General features: G+C 68.0%; 16 protein-coding genes. 6 read left to right on the top strand and 10 right to left on the bottom strand.

Annotation, left to right across the window (positions count from 1 at the left end):
• The first annotated feature begins 166 nt into the window (after positions 1–166).
• Positions 167–532 (top strand): nuclear transport factor 2 family protein, encoded by a 366-nt coding sequence (locus A3CU_RS0113875; RefSeq protein ID WP_027942800.1) that lies wholly within the window; start codon positions 167–169, stop codon positions 530–532.
• A gap of 66 nt (positions 533–598) precedes the next feature.
• On the opposite strand, the gene gad is transcribed toward A3CU_RS0113875, so the two are convergent.
• From gad to A3CU_RS0113860, 3 genes are all read right to left on the bottom strand, one after another.
• Positions 599–1990, bottom strand: coding sequence for a glutamate decarboxylase (gene gad, locus A3CU_RS0113870; RefSeq protein ID WP_027942799.1), 1392 nt, complete (start codon positions 1988–1990; stop codon positions 599–601).
• 74 nt (positions 1991–2064) lie between these two features.
• The gene (locus A3CU_RS0113865; protein ID WP_027942798.1) at positions 2065–2541 is read right to left on the bottom strand and encodes a Dps family protein; all 477 of its coding nucleotides are present in this window, start codon (positions 2539–2541) and stop codon (positions 2065–2067) included.
• 93 nt (positions 2542–2634) lie between these two features.
• The gene (locus A3CU_RS0113860) at positions 2635–3201 is read right to left on the bottom strand and encodes an NADPH-dependent FMN reductase (protein WP_027942797.1); all 567 of its coding nucleotides are present in this window, start codon (positions 3199–3201) and stop codon (positions 2635–2637) included.
• A gap of 104 nt (positions 3202–3305) precedes the next feature.
• Here A3CU_RS0113860 and A3CU_RS0113855 point away from each other — a divergent pair, with 104 nt between their 5' ends.
• On the top strand, positions 3306–4349 hold the full coding sequence (locus A3CU_RS0113855) for an alpha/beta hydrolase (RefSeq protein WP_027942796.1): 1044 nt from the start codon (positions 3306–3308) through the stop codon (positions 4347–4349).
• Between the two features lie 221 nt (positions 4350–4570).
• Positions 4571–5704, top strand: a complete 1134-nt coding sequence (locus A3CU_RS0113850) for an MFS transporter (protein WP_027942795.1) — start codon at positions 4571–4573, stop codon at positions 5702–5704.
• 380 nt (positions 5705–6084) lie between these two features.
• Here the strand turns inward: A3CU_RS0113850 and A3CU_RS0113840 are convergent, their stop codons facing one another.
• The 3 genes from A3CU_RS0113840 to A3CU_RS0113830 all read right to left on the bottom strand — a co-directional run bounded on the left by A3CU_RS0113840 (position 6085) and on the right by A3CU_RS0113830 (position 8802).
• Positions 6085–6441 (bottom strand): hypothetical protein, encoded by a 357-nt coding sequence (locus A3CU_RS0113840; protein WP_043841143.1) that lies wholly within the window; start codon positions 6439–6441, stop codon positions 6085–6087.
• A 64-nt stretch (positions 6442–6505) separates the two neighbouring features.
• Positions 6506–7540 carry an aspartate-semialdehyde dehydrogenase gene (locus tag A3CU_RS0113835; RefSeq protein WP_043841096.1) on the bottom strand — a complete coding sequence of 345 codons (1035 nt, stop codon included), beginning with the start codon at positions 7538–7540 and terminating at the stop codon, positions 6506–6508.
• The gene (locus A3CU_RS0113830; protein ID WP_027942792.1) at positions 7540–8802 is read right to left on the bottom strand and encodes an aspartate kinase; all 1263 of its coding nucleotides are present in this window, start codon (positions 8800–8802) and stop codon (positions 7540–7542) included. The genes A3CU_RS0113835 and A3CU_RS0113830 overlap by 1 nt, the downstream gene beginning before the upstream one ends.
• Before the next feature lie 177 nt (positions 8803–8979).
• On the opposite strand from A3CU_RS0113830, the gene A3CU_RS0113825 reads away from it, so the two are divergent.
• Both A3CU_RS0113825 and A3CU_RS0113820 read left to right on the top strand, forming a co-directional pair.
• Positions 8980–9570, top strand: a complete 591-nt coding sequence (locus A3CU_RS0113825) for a nitroreductase family protein (RefSeq protein ID WP_027942791.1) — start codon at positions 8980–8982, stop codon at positions 9568–9570.
• A gap of 144 nt (positions 9571–9714) precedes the next feature.
• Positions 9715–10272 carry a dihydrofolate reductase family protein gene (locus tag A3CU_RS0113820; RefSeq protein ID WP_027942790.1) on the top strand — a complete coding sequence of 186 codons (558 nt, stop codon included), beginning with the start codon at positions 9715–9717 and terminating at the stop codon, positions 10270–10272.
• 61 nt (positions 10273–10333) lie between these two features.
• Here A3CU_RS0113820 and A3CU_RS0113815 read toward each other — a convergent pair whose 3' ends face one another.
• The 3 genes from A3CU_RS0113815 to A3CU_RS0113805 form a co-directional block, all read right to left on the bottom strand.
• On the bottom strand, positions 10334–10660 hold the full coding sequence (locus tag A3CU_RS0113815) for a winged helix-turn-helix domain-containing protein (protein WP_027942789.1): 327 nt from the start codon (positions 10658–10660) through the stop codon (positions 10334–10336).
• Positions 10660–11136, bottom strand: a complete 477-nt coding sequence (locus A3CU_RS49785) for a hypothetical protein (protein ID WP_052371709.1) — start codon at positions 11134–11136, stop codon at positions 10660–10662. Before A3CU_RS49785 ends, A3CU_RS0113815 begins: the two co-directional genes overlap by 1 nt.
• Positions 11137–11269: 133 nt before the next feature.
• Positions 11270–11650: a hypothetical protein gene (locus tag A3CU_RS0113805; RefSeq protein WP_027942788.1), complete on the bottom strand. Its 381-nt coding sequence runs from the start codon at positions 11648–11650 to the stop codon at positions 11270–11272.
• Between the two features lie 235 nt (positions 11651–11885).
• Here A3CU_RS0113805 and leuA point away from each other — a divergent pair, with 235 nt between their 5' ends.
• A complete protein-coding gene (gene leuA / locus A3CU_RS0113800) occupies positions 11886–13640 on the top strand; it encodes a 2-isopropylmalate synthase (RefSeq protein ID WP_027942787.1) in 1755 nt (584 codons plus the stop codon).
• 170 nt (positions 13641–13810) lie between these two features.
• Here the strand turns inward: leuA and A3CU_RS0113795 are convergent, their stop codons facing one another.
• Complete coding sequence (locus A3CU_RS0113795) at positions 13811–14704, bottom strand: RNA polymerase sigma-70 factor (RefSeq protein ID WP_052371730.1); 894 nt, start codon at positions 14702–14704, stop codon at positions 13811–13813.
• Positions 14705–14891: the final 187 nt, after the last annotated feature.

Raw genomic sequence — 14891 nt, 5'->3', positions numbered from 1 at the left:
CGGGAGTGGGGGACTCGCGACCAGGCGTCGGACAGGATTACTTGCGAGGTAATCGACTGCACCGCGTTGGCTTGCCAGCATGGACATTCCGGACAGGGCCGCCCGGCCCGTTCGCGCGGCACCGCCGGAGTGTCAATGTCAATCGTGCTGGAAAGGTAGGACCACCATGAAAACTTCCGAGTTCGTGGACCGCTTCGCTCGCGTGTGGAACGAGAAGGACGCCGAGACCCGTCGCACGGCGGTCGCCGAACTGTGGGCCAGCGATGGTCACTACGCGAACGTGAGCCAACAGTTCCGTGGGCACGAGGAGATCGACGGCGCGATTCGAGAGGCCTACCACGACTTCGTCGCAAAGGGTTTCCGCTTCACGGTGCACGACTATCACGAGAACCACGACGCGGTACGGATCGTCTGGCACATGGTCCCGGCCGCTGGCGGCACCGTCGCGGCCGTGGGAACCGAACACATCATCCGGGATGAGAACGGCCGTATCCGCTCCGACTACCAGTTCATGGACATGAACCCGAGCTAGTAGCTGACGGTGACGTTCCCGCCGGCCGGAGTCGTCGCCGGGTGATCTTCCCGGCGCGATGCAGGGCTAGTGGTGGAAGGCGGTGCTGGTCTCCGGCTTGGCCAACGGACCACTCTGCTGCTCCAACTCGGGCAACAGTCGGGTGAGATCCTGGATCAGCAGATCGGCCAGGTCGTGGGTGAAACCGTTGCGGCACACGATGCGCAGCACCGCCAGGTCCGTCCGGTTCTCCGGGAACGTGTAGGCGGGCACGAGCCAGCCGCGTTCCCGCAGCCGCCGCGAAACACAGAACACGTCGAAGGCGGTGATCTCCGGCTTCGTGGTGAACGCGAAGACCGGCAGTTGGTCTCCAGCGGTGAGCAACCGGAACGGGCCAAGGCTCGCGATGCGCTCGGCCAGGCTGGTCGCCACATCGCGGCAGGCCTGCTGCACCGCCCGGAAACCTTCGCGGCCCAGCCGCACGAACGTGTAGTACTGCGCGGCGACCTCCGCGCCCGGGCGGGAGAAGTTCAACGCGAACGTGGGCATGTTCCCGCCGAGGTAGTTGACGTTGAACACCAGCTCTGAGGGAAGCGCGGCCCGGTCCCGCCACAGCACCCAGCCGACGCCGGGATACACCAGGCCGTACTTGTGGCCCGAGGTGTTGATCGAGGCGACGCGCGGCAGCCGGAAGTCCCACTCCAGGTCGGGGTCCAGGAACGGCGCGATCATCGCCCCGGACGCGCCGTCCACGTGGATCGGGATATCGAGGCCGGTGCGGTCCTGCAGCGCGTCCAGTGCCGCGGCGATCTCGGCCACCGGCTCGTAGCTGCCGTCGAAGGTGGAGCCGAGGATCGCGACCACACCGATGGTGTTCTCGTCGCAGTGGGCGACGGCCTCGTCCGCGGTGAGGTGGAAGCGGTCGCCCTCCATCGGCACCAGCCGTGGCTCGACCTCCCAGTACTCGCAGAACTTCTCCCAGCACACCTGGACGTTGGCGCCCATCACCAGGTTCGGCCGGCCCGGGCGGCCGAGCTTCGACCACCGGCGTTTGAGGGCCATCCCGGCCAGCATGCAAGCCTCGGACGAACCCGTCGTGGAGCAGCCGATGACCGCTGCCGGATCGGGCGCGTGCCAGAGGTCGGCCAGGATGTTCACGCAGCGCCGCTCCAGCTCCGCGGTCTGCGGGTACTCGTCCTTGTCGATCATGTTCTTGGCCACGCACTCGGCCATCAGCTCGTGCGCCTGCGGCTCCATCCACGTGGTGACGAACGTGGCGAGGTTGAGCCGCGCATTGCCGTCGAGCAACAGCTCATCGCGGACGAGTTGCAGCACGGTGTCCGGGGGCAGCGGATCGTCGCCCAGGTGGTTGTGGGGCAAGGTCAGGTTGGCGGCATACGCCGGATCGGTGCCGGCCAGCATCGGGTTGCTGCCGCCCCGTCGCGTGGCGTCCTTGCCCTTGCCCGCATGCAGCACCATGGCCCCGGACCTTATTCCTGTGGAGGTTACGAAGGCCACCCCGGCGCGGCGAGGTGGCCTTCGTCTGACCCGGGTCAGGCCTGCTGGGCCTGCCACATCCAGTGTTCCTTCTCCAGTTCCTCCGTCATCTCGATCAACAGGTCCTGGGTGACCAGGTCACTCTTGTCGGTCTCGTCGATCCGCTTGCGGAGCCGCTGGATGATCGTGCCGAGGGTTTTCACGATCGCGTCGATGGTCGCCTCGACGCTCTGCCAGTTGTCCGGGTACTCGGGCATGCCCGAACTGTCCACGACGGTCTTGGCCTTGCCGTTCGGCGATACACCGATCGCGCTGGCGCGTTCGGCGACCTCGTCAACGTACTTGCGCGCGGCGGTGACCAGTTCGTCGAGCTGAAGGTGTGCGCTGCGGAAGTTCTTGCCCACCACGTTCCAGTGCGCCTGCTTGGCGATCAGCGAGAGGTCGATGAGATCGGCCAGGGTCGCCTGCAGGACGTTACCGGTGACTGTCTTGTCGCTTTCGGCGAGCGGGCTGCTGATCGGAGACTTCGCCATCGTCGGAATTCCTCTCCATGGACTTTGCCCCAGATGACCGTGAAACGGGTACCCCGCTACGCCGGAAGTTATGCCGCCACCGTCACCGGTCCATCAGCGGTCGCGGGCGAATTCCACGACCTGCCGGCCGATCAGGCGCAGGGTGTTCACGATCTTCTCGTCGGACGCGCCGCCGGACTCGTCGAACTTGACCTCGGCGCTGTTGACGGAGCCGCCCAGCGGCGTCGGCCAGCCGCGCAACGCGTGGGTGATGGTGCGCAGCTGTTCCAGGGTGGTGACCGCGGCCTGCCAGCCATAGGCGACCGCGACCAGCCCGACCGGCCGCCCGTGCAGGTAGGGCCGCGCATCCGGGCGCAGGTCTTCGACGTAGTCGAGCGCGTTCTTGATCAACCCGGACAGTGCGCCGTGATAGCCGGGGGAGACGATGATCACCCCGTCGGCCACCCGCAGCGCCTCGACCAGGCGCAGGGCCTCGGGCGGCCGGTCGTCGATGGCGGAGTCGTAGAACGGCAGCACCAGCTCGCTGCCGGTGATCGCACGCGTGCGGGCGCCCGCTTCTTCGGCGCCCTTGAGCGCGATGCGCAGTGCGCGTTCCGACTGGGAGCCCGCACGCAGGGAACCGCCAAGGCCCAGCACGTTGATCGCCGGATTCGATGTCACGCCCTTGAGGCTAACCCCTCCAGTTAGGTAGAGAGCCAGCATGCTCTGACTGCGGCGTTGATCACGTACTGGCACCGGGTTGTACCGACAAGTAATCTCCGTACATGCCGATTTCAGCCCGACGCCGTGCCGAGGCGGCCGCGCTCCAGCTGATCTACTCGTTGCCCCGCGGGGTGCGAAGGCTCATCGCGGGCCGGCCGATCCGCCTGGACGGCCAGGAACTCGCGCTCGACGCGCAGTTGCTGCTCCGGCTCCAGGCGCTGGGCCGCGTGCGGGTGGCCGGCGGCGACCCGGTCCAGGCCAGAGCCCGGCTGGCGAGGTCCCAGCACGCCGCCACCGGCAACCGAATCGAGCCGGTGAACACCCGCGAACTCACCATCAACGACCATCTGCCCGCGACGCTGTACACGCCGGATGGTCTGCCCCGGCCCTCCGGGCTGCTGGTGTTCTTCCACGGCGGTGGCTGGGTGCTGTGCACTCGCGAGAGTCACGACAACGCGGCACGCTACTTCGCCCAGCGCGCCGGGGTTCGGGTGCTGTCGGTGGAATACCGGCTGGCGCCGGAAAACCCGTTCCCGGCCGCCGCCGAAGATGCCGTGACGGCCTTCGACTACGCGTACGCCAAGGCGGACGACCTCGGCGCCGACCCGGACCGGATCGCGGTCGGCGGGGACAGCGCCGGCGGCAACCTGGCCGCCGTCGCCGCGCAGGTGACCACGCGTCGCGGCGGTCCGGCACCCGCCTTCCAGTTGCTGCTGTATCCGGGCGTGGACGCGACCACCCGACGCCGGTCGCGCGAGTTGTTCGGCGACGGGTTCTTCCTCACCGACGCCGACATGACGTGGTACCTGGACCATTACGCGCCGACCGGCGTGGACCGCACGGACACTCGCCTGTCTCCGTTGCTGGCCAAGGACTTCTCCGGCCTGCCACCGGCCTACCTCGCCACCGCCGGATTCGATCCACTCCGTGACGAGGGTGAGGCCTACGCGGAGAAGCTCCGTGCGGCCGGGGTGCCGGTGGCGCTGAGCCGCCAGCCGGACCTCATCCACGGCTACGTCAACCTCTTCGGCGTCGGCACCCGGTTCCGCGAGGCCATGGCCGAGGCCGCGGGAGCGTTACGAACGGGGCTGTCCCGGCCGTCCTGAACGAGCGCACCGTGGGTGGAAAGTGTTGTCCACACAACACTTTCCCCTCTTGGGGCCGCTGGAGTACGTCTCAAAGTCCGTGTTTCCGCCCAAAGTACCGATCGTGCGCCCCTTGAAACACTGTCGGTGGAAAAGCAGTTGCGGGAACATGCGAAGCTCGAAGTGTGCGGGCATATCGAAGAGTCCTGGGGGTGCCCGGCGTACCGGGAACGCTTGTCCTGATGTTCCTGGCGCGTATCCCGGTTACCGCCTTCGGGATCACGCTCACCCTGTACGTGGTCGCCGGACTCGGGCGCGGTTACGGCGAGGCCGGCCTGGTCGGTACCGCGACGATGGTCGGCACCGCCCTCGGCGCGCCGGTGATCGGCCGGATGATCGACCGCCACGGCCTGCGCCCGGTCCTCACCGTTTCCGGCCTGGTCACCACGGCGTACTGGGTCAGTACCCCGTGGCTGCCTTACGCGGTCCTGGTCGTGGTCGCGCTTCCGGCCGGCATGCTGGTGGCGCCCATCGCCTCGATCGCCCGGCAGGTGATCGCCGCGCTGGTCCCACCGGAACACCGTCGCGCGGCCTACTCGCTGGACTCGATCGGGCTCGAAGCGTCGTACATGATCGGCCCAGCGGTGGGCATCGCGGTCTCGACGCAGCTCTCCGCGGCGGTCGCGCTCACCGGCCTCGGCGTCGCGTTCGCGCTCCTGATGACCATCCTGTGCCTGCGAAACCCGCCCATCCGGGCCGAGGACGACCCGGGTGAACGGCCACCCCGCCGCGCCTGGCTCACCACCCGGTTCGCCGCGACCCTGCTCGTCGCCATCGGCGTGCTGTTCTGCCTTGCGGGCACGGAGGTGGCCACGCTCGCCGCGCTGCGCGCCAACGGCGAGGTGGCCTGGACCGGGCTGGTGATCGTGCTGATGTGCGTGGCCTCCGCCGCGGGCGGGGCCGTGCACGGGGCGGTGCGCCGGTCGCTGCCCATGCCCGTGCTGATGGCGCTGCTCACCGTGCTGGTCATCCCGGTCGGCCTGTTCGACCACCCCTGGTGGTTACTCGGGCTGGCCCTCCTGCCGACGAACGCCGCCTGCGCGCCGACCCTTTCGTCCACCGTGGAGGAGGTCAGCAGGCTGGTCCCGGCTGGCGCGCGCGGCGAGGCGATGGGCCTGCTCGACTCCGCGACCCGGATCGGCCTGGCGATCGGCACCCCCGCGGTGGGGTTCGTGATCGACCATTCCGCCGCGTCCTGGGGTTTCGCCGCTTCCGGCCTGGGCGGGCTGGCGATCGCCGGCCTCGGGCTGGGGCTGCACCGCTTGGCGCTCGCCACAGCCGCGGAACCAGCCACGGCTGACGCCGCCAAGCGCTGATCAGATCTGGCCGCCGATCTGCCGCGGCAGCGTGATACCTCACGATCGCCGACGCCGCGTCTGCCCCGGGCTGACGCCGCTCGCCACCGTCGGCTTGACGCTGACGGTGATCCTCGCGGCTGGTTTTCATATCACGCGGGGCGAATACGAATTGGTGCCTGCGAATCTCTTACTGGAGGCGTCGCGGCGTTCATCGCGATCGGACGATGGAAGCTCAGGCCCATGGCGCCCGCGATCATCACCACGTCACGCGCACTCAAGTCGCTCGCTGTCCTCGGCGTACTGGCCTTGCTGGCATTCGCTCCGACGTGGTACACGATGACTAACGTCCAATTCTGACCGGAACCGTCTGCCTGGCAATGAATTCAAGATTCGGGACATTAGAGGCAGACGGCGCGGAGGTTGTCCAGGTTGGCCGCATTGCGCTGGATCCAGTCGTTGACATCGGAGAGCCTGTCCACACTGCGCTTCTGCAGCGAAACGTAGGCATCGGCCACCGAGAGCAGATTCTGTTTCAGGTCCTGATCCGCGACCTTCTCCGCCAGTTGCCGCAACTCGTCGGCTTTCTGCCCGGCCACCTCCGGAAGTTGCGACGGGTCGATGTTCGGGTTCAGGTCGGCCAGGCCGAGGGCCTGGCTGCACGCGCTCGCCTTGTCCATCGCCGAGCCGACCTCATCGCAACCCGCCAGCAAAACCCCCAGCCCGATCACCATACCGAGCGCACGTACCAGTTTCATCATGTCACCGTACCGGCCACCTACGCCGCGTTTCCCGGAAAGTTCCGGGATTCCTCGGCGGGAGTCAGCGGTTTTCCGCGATCAGTTCGGCGATCTGAACCGCGTTGAGCGCCGCGCCCTTCCGCAGGTTGTCATTGGAAATGAACATGGCCAGCCCGCGGCCGTCCGCGACACCCGGGTCCACCCGGATTCGCCCGACGTAGCTCGGGTCGCGACCGGCCGCCTGCAGCGGCGTCGGCACGTCGGACAGTTCGACGCCCGGAGCCTTCGCCAGGAGTTCGGTGGCACGCTCGATGGACAGCGGCCGCGCGAACTCGGCGTTGAGCGACAGCGAATGGCCGGAGAACACCGGAACACGCACGCACGTGCCGGACACGAACAGGTCCGGGATGTCGAGGATCTTGCGGCTTTCGTTGCGCAGCTTCTGCTCCTCGTCCGTCTCGAACGAGCCGTCGTCCACAATGGACCCTGCCATCGGGAGGACGTTGAACGCGATCGGCCGCACGTACTTGGCCGGCTCGGGGAAGGGCACGGCCGTACCGTCGTGGGTGAGCTCGGCGGCGCGCGTGCCGACCGCGCCGACCTGGCCCGCGAGCTCCTCGACGCCGGCCAGCCCGCTGCCCGAGACCGCCTGGTAGGTGCTGGCGATCAGACGCACCAGCCCCGCCTCGTCATGCAGCGGCTTGAGCACCGGCATGGCGGCCATCGTGGTGCAGTTGGGGTTGGCGATGATCCCCTTCCGTGCTTCCTTGACCGCCTGCGGGTTGACCTCGCTGACCACCAGCGGAACCTCGGGGTCCATCCGCCACGCGGAGGAGTTGTCGATCACCGTGGCCCCGGCCGCGGCGAACCGCGGGGCCTGCGCCCGGGAGGTGGCCCCACCCGCGGAGAACAACGCGATGTCCAAACCGGACGGATCGGCGGTGGTCGCGTCCTCGACCACGACTTCCTTGCCCTGCCAGGAAATCGTCGAACCGGCCGACCGGGCCGAGGCGAAGAACCGGATCTCGCCGGCCGGGAAGTCCCGTTCGGCCAGCAGCCTGCGCATCACCGCGCCGACCTGCCCGGTCGCGCCGACCACTCCCACTCGCAATGACATCAACGACCACTCCCCGCGTAGACGACGGCTTCCTCGTCACCGCCAAGTTCGAAAGCATCGTGGATCGCGCGGACCGCGTCGTCCAGCTGCACGTCCCTGATCAGCACCGAGATCCGGATCTCCGAGGTGTTGATGATCTCGATGTTCACGCCCACCCTCGCCAGCGCCTCGCAGAAGGTCGCGGTCACCCCGGGGTGTGACCGCATGCCCGCGCCGACCAGCGACACCTTGCCGACCTGGTCGTCGTAGAGCACCGTGCCGAAGCCCAGCTCCTCCTTGAGCTTCTCCAGCTGCGCGACCGCCTTCGGGCCGTTCGCCTTGGACAGGGTGAAGGTGATGTCGGTGCGCCCGGCGGTGTTGGACACGTTCTGCAGCACCATGTCGATGTCGATCTCGGCGTCGGCGATCACCCGGAAGATCCGGGCCGCCGCGCCGGCGTGGTCCGGCACACCGGTGATGGTGACCTTGGCCTCGGAGCGGTCGTGCGCCACACCGGTGATCAACGCTTGCTCCACGGGCATCTCCTCAATCGAACCGGCCACAGTGGTGCCGGCCATGTCACTGTAGGAAGAGCGGACACGAATCGGAACGCCGTAACGGCGCGCGTACTCGACCGAACGCAGGTGCAGGATTTTCGACCCGCTCGCCGCGAGTTCGAGCATCTCCTCGTACGGGATGGTGTCCAGCTTGCGCGCGTTGGGCACGATGCGCGGGTCGGCGGTGTACACACCGTCCACATCGGACAGGATTTCGCACACGTCGGCGCCGAGCGCGGCGGCCAGCGCGACCGCGGTCGTGTCCGAACCGCCGCGGCCGAGCGTCGTGATGTCCTTTGTGTCCTGTGACACTCCCTGGAACCCGGCCACGAGCGCGATGTAGCCCTGCGCCAGCGCCTCGGTGACCCGGCTCGGCGTCACGTCGATGATCCGCGCGTTGCCGTGCACGGACGTGGTCACCACGCCGGCCTGCGAACCGGTGAACGACCAGGCCTCGGCGCCGTGCGCGGAGATCGCCATGGCCACCAGCGCGTTGGAGATCCGCTCACCGGCGGTGAGCAGCATGTCCATCTCGCGCTCCGGCGGGACCGGATTGACCTCCTTGGCCAGCTCCAGCAGTTCGTCCGTGGTGTCGCCCATCGCGGAGCACACCACCACCACGTCGTTACCGGCCTTTCTGGTCGCGACGATTCGCTCGGCCACCCGCTTGATGCGGTCAGCGCTCTCCAACGACGAGCCGCCGTACTTCTGGACAACGAGCGCCACGTGAACTCCGCGGGTAGTAGGTGCGCTTTCGATGCAGCCTACCGGGGCGCCGATGGGGTGCCACCGCGATTTGTGGCGCCAGCCACTCCAATACCCGCAGTGTTATTCAGTGACCAAGCGTGCTCGTCCCGCGTTTGGTCACCCTTCGAGGTCGAGCGTGTGGAAGTATGCCGGGTGATGCGGAAACCAGCTGAGAGCAGCGCCCCGTTGGCGGAGCTCATCGCGCAGCGGTGGAGCCCGCGGGCGCTCGACGAGACCGGCGAAGTGAGCTGGGACCAGTTGCGGTCGTTGCTGGAGGCGGCCCGCTGGGCGGCTTCCTTCGGCAACACCCAGCCCGCCCGTTACCTGGTCGGGCGGCGCGGCGACCCGACATTCCAGCGAATCCTGGGCGCGCTGACCGAGCGCAACCGATCGTGGGCGCACCGGGCGGGCGCACTGCTGATCGCGGTCATGGTCACCCGCAACGAAAAGGGCGACATCCCGTACGCGGAGTACGGCCTGGGCCTGGCCGGGCAGAACCTGGTGCTCCAGGCGGTCCACGAGGGCCTGGTCGCCCACCAGATGGCGGGCTTCGACCCGGAGGCGATCCGCCGGGACTTCGCCGTGCCGCCGGAGGCGGTCCCCCGCGTGGCGATCGCGGTCGGCGTGCAGGCCGACCCGGAGGTGCTCGGCGAAGAACGGGACGTACTCCGCGAACGCTCCCCGCGCCGTCGCATCGCGCTTGCCGACTTCGCCTTCAGCGACTCGTGGGGCAAGCCGACGTTCTGAGTCGGTGCGCAGCCACCACAAGATGGCCGCGATGATGATCTCCGACCGGAACCGTCCGGCCGGCCGATCGATGAGTTTCGGGTCGTGTGGAGGTCATAGTCCGCAGGACCGTTGGCAGACTGCGCTCGTACCTGAAGGGGACGCATGGCAAAGCTCATCTATTCGATGATCACCTCGCTCGACGGCTACGCCGAGGCGGCGGAGGGCGACCTCGGTACCGGGGCCGAAGTCCCGGAGGTGCATACCTTCATCAACGACCTCTTCCGCCCCGTCGGCACGTACCTCTACGGCCGACGGATGTACGAGACGATGGTCTACTGGGAGACCGCGCACACCCTGCCCGACCGGCCGCCGCACATCCTGCAGTACGCCCGCGACTGGCAGGCCGCGGAGAAGATCGTGTACTCCACGACGCTTGAGTCGGTGTCCAGCGCGAAGACCAGGATCGAGCGGACCTTCGACCCGGACGCGGTGCGCAAGCTCAAGGCCGAGGCCGATCACGACCTCACCGTCGACGGCCCGAACCTCGCGGCCCAGGCGATCGCGGCGGGCCTGGTGGACGAGTACCACCTGTTCATCACCACGAGCGTGGTCGGCGGCGGCAAGCGGTTCTTCCCCGACGGCGTGCGGCTCGATCTCGAACTGGTCGAGGAGCGTGCCTTCGACAGCGGACTGATCTACGCGCGCTACCGGACCCGCTGAGCCGCACCGGTTGGTGACGCTGCCGGGGGCCGGGCCAGGTGAGGCCGAGCCGACCAACCGTTCAGTGTGAACCGTCGGCCGGCTCGGGTTGCTGGGGCACGTGTGCGCTGGCCACGATTCGTTCGAGGGCGGCCGCGTGTCGTTGGAAAGCCCGCCGGCCTTCCGGGGTGAGGGTCACGTGGGTGCGCCGCACTCCTTGGTCCCGGCTTTTGCGCAATGAGACGTACCCGGCGCCGGCCAGCGCGGAGAGGTGTTTCGACAACGCGGAGTCGCTGGTTTCGATCGTGTCTCGCAGGAAGCCGAAATCCACCCGGTCGGCCGGGGCCAGCAGCGCGACGATCGACAGCCGGGCCGGGACGTGCAGGAACTCATCGAAGTCGGGATCCATCAGCGGCTCTTCGATCCCGCGACGGCGTGACGGGCGACTGCCCTGAACACCTTCCGGGCCGGGCGGGCGGTTGCCACGACCATCAGGGCGGTCATGGCGGCGGCGAACGTGTGCTGCGCGGGCAAGCCGAATTTCCAGGCGAAGACCACCGCGGCGACCTGGAACGCCACGCAGGCCACGAGGAAGACGATCGCCGCGGCGAGGTGGTACAGGAGTTCCAAGCCGGTGGGCTTCCGGTGGACACGGGCCCGTCGCTGCCAGATGGCCGACACCGTCGCGATCAGGCCGAGCCCGAGCGCGACGGCGAAGGTGTCCCATGGGCCGGGCAGGTCGAACGAGGCGAACGCGACGAACACGGCCAGCGCCGACAGCAGCACGTAGGGACGGGCGAAACCGTGATCGACGTACTCGTCGACGCTGCGGCCCTGGAGGCGCTGAATGGTGTCCAGTGAAGCCTGCGCGTCACGAGGAAGCATGGGTGGCTCCTTGATCGTCCAGCTACTTTCCTGAGAGGAAAGATACCGCCTTCTTTCCTTCGAGGAAAGTAGCTCGAGTCCCCGCGACGCGGCATGATCGTGGGACATGCCCCCGCGATCGCCGGGCGTACGGTCAGGGCGCGCCCCCGCCGATGCGCCGGATGATCCGGGCGACGATGCCGGAGGCGATCAACCAGAACAGCGCGGCGATGCCGAAGTTCACCAGCACGCGCAACTTGGCATCGCCGGGCTCGAAGAGATCCTGGAAGCCGATCGCGAACGTATCGGCCCAGCCCCGCACCCAGGACACGATGGCGTTGGCCGGATTCGCCGACCCGACCACGAAGATCACATGGAGGACCAGGACGGCGGCCAGGAGCAGGCCCGCCCAGCGCACGATGTCGGCGAGCAACCGGAACGCCTGGTTCTTCACCCGGCGCCAGTCCACCTCGCCACCCTTGCCTGCCCGCGGCGTCCCGTCCGTGACGTCGTTTCCTCTGGCATGCTCGGCCATATCGCGAGTCTGACACGTGACCGTAGCGCAGTGCTACCCGTGGGTAACAGTTCTGGTAACGGTTGGATGTCGGACCCGCGTTTCATCGCCGACCCAGCCCGGTTAAGGTGGGTTCGTGGCACGTGCTCTCCTGCTTCGCTGCCGCGACGGGGCCTGATCGGACCGGCCCCCCGTCGCGGGGCTCAGCGACGCCGCCGGTCGCCCAAGCGACAACTCGGCAGGAGAGATTTCCCTGATGAGCACCATCCGCAAGCCATCCCGTCCCGCACCCGCCGATCAGCCGGTGTGGAACCCGCAGCGCGGCAGCTCGATGCCCTTCCACCGGTATCAGCCGTGGTACCGGCTGGTCGAGAACATCGAACTGCCCGATCGCACCTGGCCCGGCCGCCGCATCGAACGCGCGCCGCTGTGGTGCGCGGTCGACCTGCGCGACGGCAACCAGGCCCTGATCGACCCGATGTCCCCCGCCCGCAAGCGCAAGTTCTTCGACCTGCTCGTGAGCATGGGCTACAAGGAGATCGAGGTCGGGTTCCCGGCGGCGAGCCAGGCCGACTTCGACTTCGTCCGCGAGATCATCGAAGAGGACGCCGTCCCGGACGACGTCCGGATCCAGGTGCTGACCCAGTGCCGCCCCGAGCTGATCGAACGCACCTTCCAGTCGCTGGAGGGCGCACCGCGGGCGATCGTCCACATCTACAACTCCACGTCGATCCTCCAGCGCCGCGTGGTCTTCCGCGAAGAGCGTGAAGGTATCAAGAAGATCGCGCTGCAAGGCGCCGAACTCGTCGCGGAGTACGCGTCGAAGTACTCGGACACCGACTTCCGGTTCCAGTACTCGCCCGAGTCCTACACCGGCACGGAACTGTCGTACGCGGCCGAGGTCTGCAACGCGGTCACCGACATCTGGCAGCCGACCCCGGCCCGGCCCGTGATCATCAACCTGCCGTCGACGGTGGAAATGGCCACGCCCAACGTTTACGCCGATTCGATCGAGTGGATGGGCCGCAACCTGGACCGCCGGGACGGCGTGATCCTGTCGCTGCACCCGCACAACGACCGCGGCACCGCGATCGCCGCCGCCGAACTGGGCTACCAGGCGGGCGCGGACCGCATCGAGGGCTGCCTGTTCGGCAACGGCGAACGCACCGGGAACGTGGACCTGGTGGCGCTGGGCATGAACATGTTCAGCCAGGGCATCGACCCACAGATCGACTTCTCCGACATCGACCAGATCAAGCGCACCGTCGAGTACTGCAACCAGCTGCCGGTGCCCGAGCGCTCGCCGTGGGGCGGCGACCTGGTGTTCACCGCGTTCTCCGGCAGCCACCAGGACGCGATCAACAAGGGCTTCGAGGCGCTGAACAAGGCGGCGGAGAAGGCCGGTGTCCCGGTCAACGAGTTCGGTTGGGAGGTGCCGTACCTGCCGATCGACCCCAAGGACGTCGGCCGCACCTACGAGGCCGTCATCCGGGTCAACTCCCAGTCCGGCAAGGGCGGCGTCGCCTACATCATGAAGAGCGAGCACGGGCTCGACCTGCCGCGACGGCTGCAGATCGAGTTCTCCCGGGTGATCCAGCGGCACACCGACACCAATGGTGGCGAGGTGGCCCCGGCCACCATGTGGAACGCGTTCGCGGCCGAGTACCTCGAACCGCGCACCCCGCTGGAGCTGGTCAGCCAGCACGTCACCGCCAACGGCGACTACAAGCTGAACGCCGTCGTCCGGCTGGACGGCGAGGAGCACGAAATCGCCGGCAACGGCAACGGCCCGATCGCGGCGTTCTTCGACGCGCTGTCGAGCATCGGCTTCGACGTGCGGCTGATGGACTACAGCGAGCACACGCTCACCCCGGGCGACGACGCGCAGGCCGCGTCCTACATCGAATGCGCCATCGACGACAAGGTCTACTGGGGCGTGGGCATCAACCCGTCCATCGTCACCGCGTCTCTGCGGGCCGTGGTCTCCGCGATCAACCGCGCGCACCGGTAAGCCATTCGGCTCTCGCGTTCTACGAATGGAGCGCGAGAGCCGCGTCGGTGCACGTCAGGTCTGGCCTGACGAACCTTCTTACGGTGCCCCCGGCGGGCCGAACTCACACCGTGACGTTCCCCTGTTCAAGTCGGGGGACCTGATCGTGCTGGGTTCCGTTCGAATGCTCCTCAGTGGCCAGGGAGTCGTCGGCTCACGGCGATTTCCCGCTCCACGCGCGACAGTTTCTCGGGGTTGCGCACGTGGTAGGCGCCGGTGACGTAGCCATTTTCCACGCGCACCGCCAGCACACCGTCGATCTCCCCGTCGACGCGGATGAGCAACCCCGGGCCACCGTTGACCTGTACCGGCTCGACCGACCTTTCCGCGTCGTGCTTCCACCAGCCGACGGCCAGCAAGCGAGCCACCTTGTCCACGCCCACGACGGGCCGCAGCAGGGCATGTTTGACCCCTCCGCCGTCGCTGAGGGCGACGACGTCCGGCGCGAGGATGTCGAGCAGGCCCTGCAGGTCACCAGTTTCGACCGCTGCTTGGAAGGCTTGGAGTGCGGCCCGGTGCTCGGCAGGGGAGCCGGTGCCGCGCGGTCTGCGCGCGGCGACGTGTGCCCGTGCCCGGTGGGCGATCTGGCGTACGGCAGCGGGGGTTTTGTCGACTGCTTGGGCGATTTCGTCGTAGTCGAGAGCGAAGACCTCGCGCAGCACGAACACGGCCCGCTCGGTCGGCGCGAGCGTCTCCAGCACCAGCAACATCGCCATCGACACGCTGTCGGCCAGCTCCACATCCTCGGCCACGTCGGGTGCGGTCAGCAGCGGCTCGGGCAGCCATGGGCCGACGTAGGACTCCTTGCGCCTGCCGAGCGTCCGCAGTCGTTTGAGCGCCTGCCGGGCGGTGATCCGGACCAGGAACGCGCGCCGGTCCAGCACCGTGTCGAGGTCGACGCCCACCCACCGCAGCCAGGTCTCCTGTAGGACATCCTCGGCATCGGTAGCCGAACCGAGCATCTCGTAGGCCACGGTGAACAGCATGTTGCGATAGGCCACGAACGCCTCGGTGGCCGCGTCCATGGCGCAGTCCACGTGGCTGTCACCAGCGATGGGGCCGGCCGTGTCCTTCGGTGGCGCGCTTCGCTCGCTCATCACCGGTTCCTGCCTGTCCGTTCGCGACCGTGCCATATCCCTACGATCCCGGCCCCCACCGCTTTGTGACACCAACGATCGGTGGCCTGTGCCACACGGCCGGGCTGTCACAGGG

The organism is Amycolatopsis taiwanensis DSM 45107, assembly GCF_000519205.1.
Classification (GTDB): domain Bacteria; phylum Actinomycetota; class Actinomycetes; order Mycobacteriales; family Pseudonocardiaceae; genus Amycolatopsis_E; species Amycolatopsis_E taiwanensis.
This window is presented reverse-complemented; position numbering and strand designations above follow the sequence as displayed.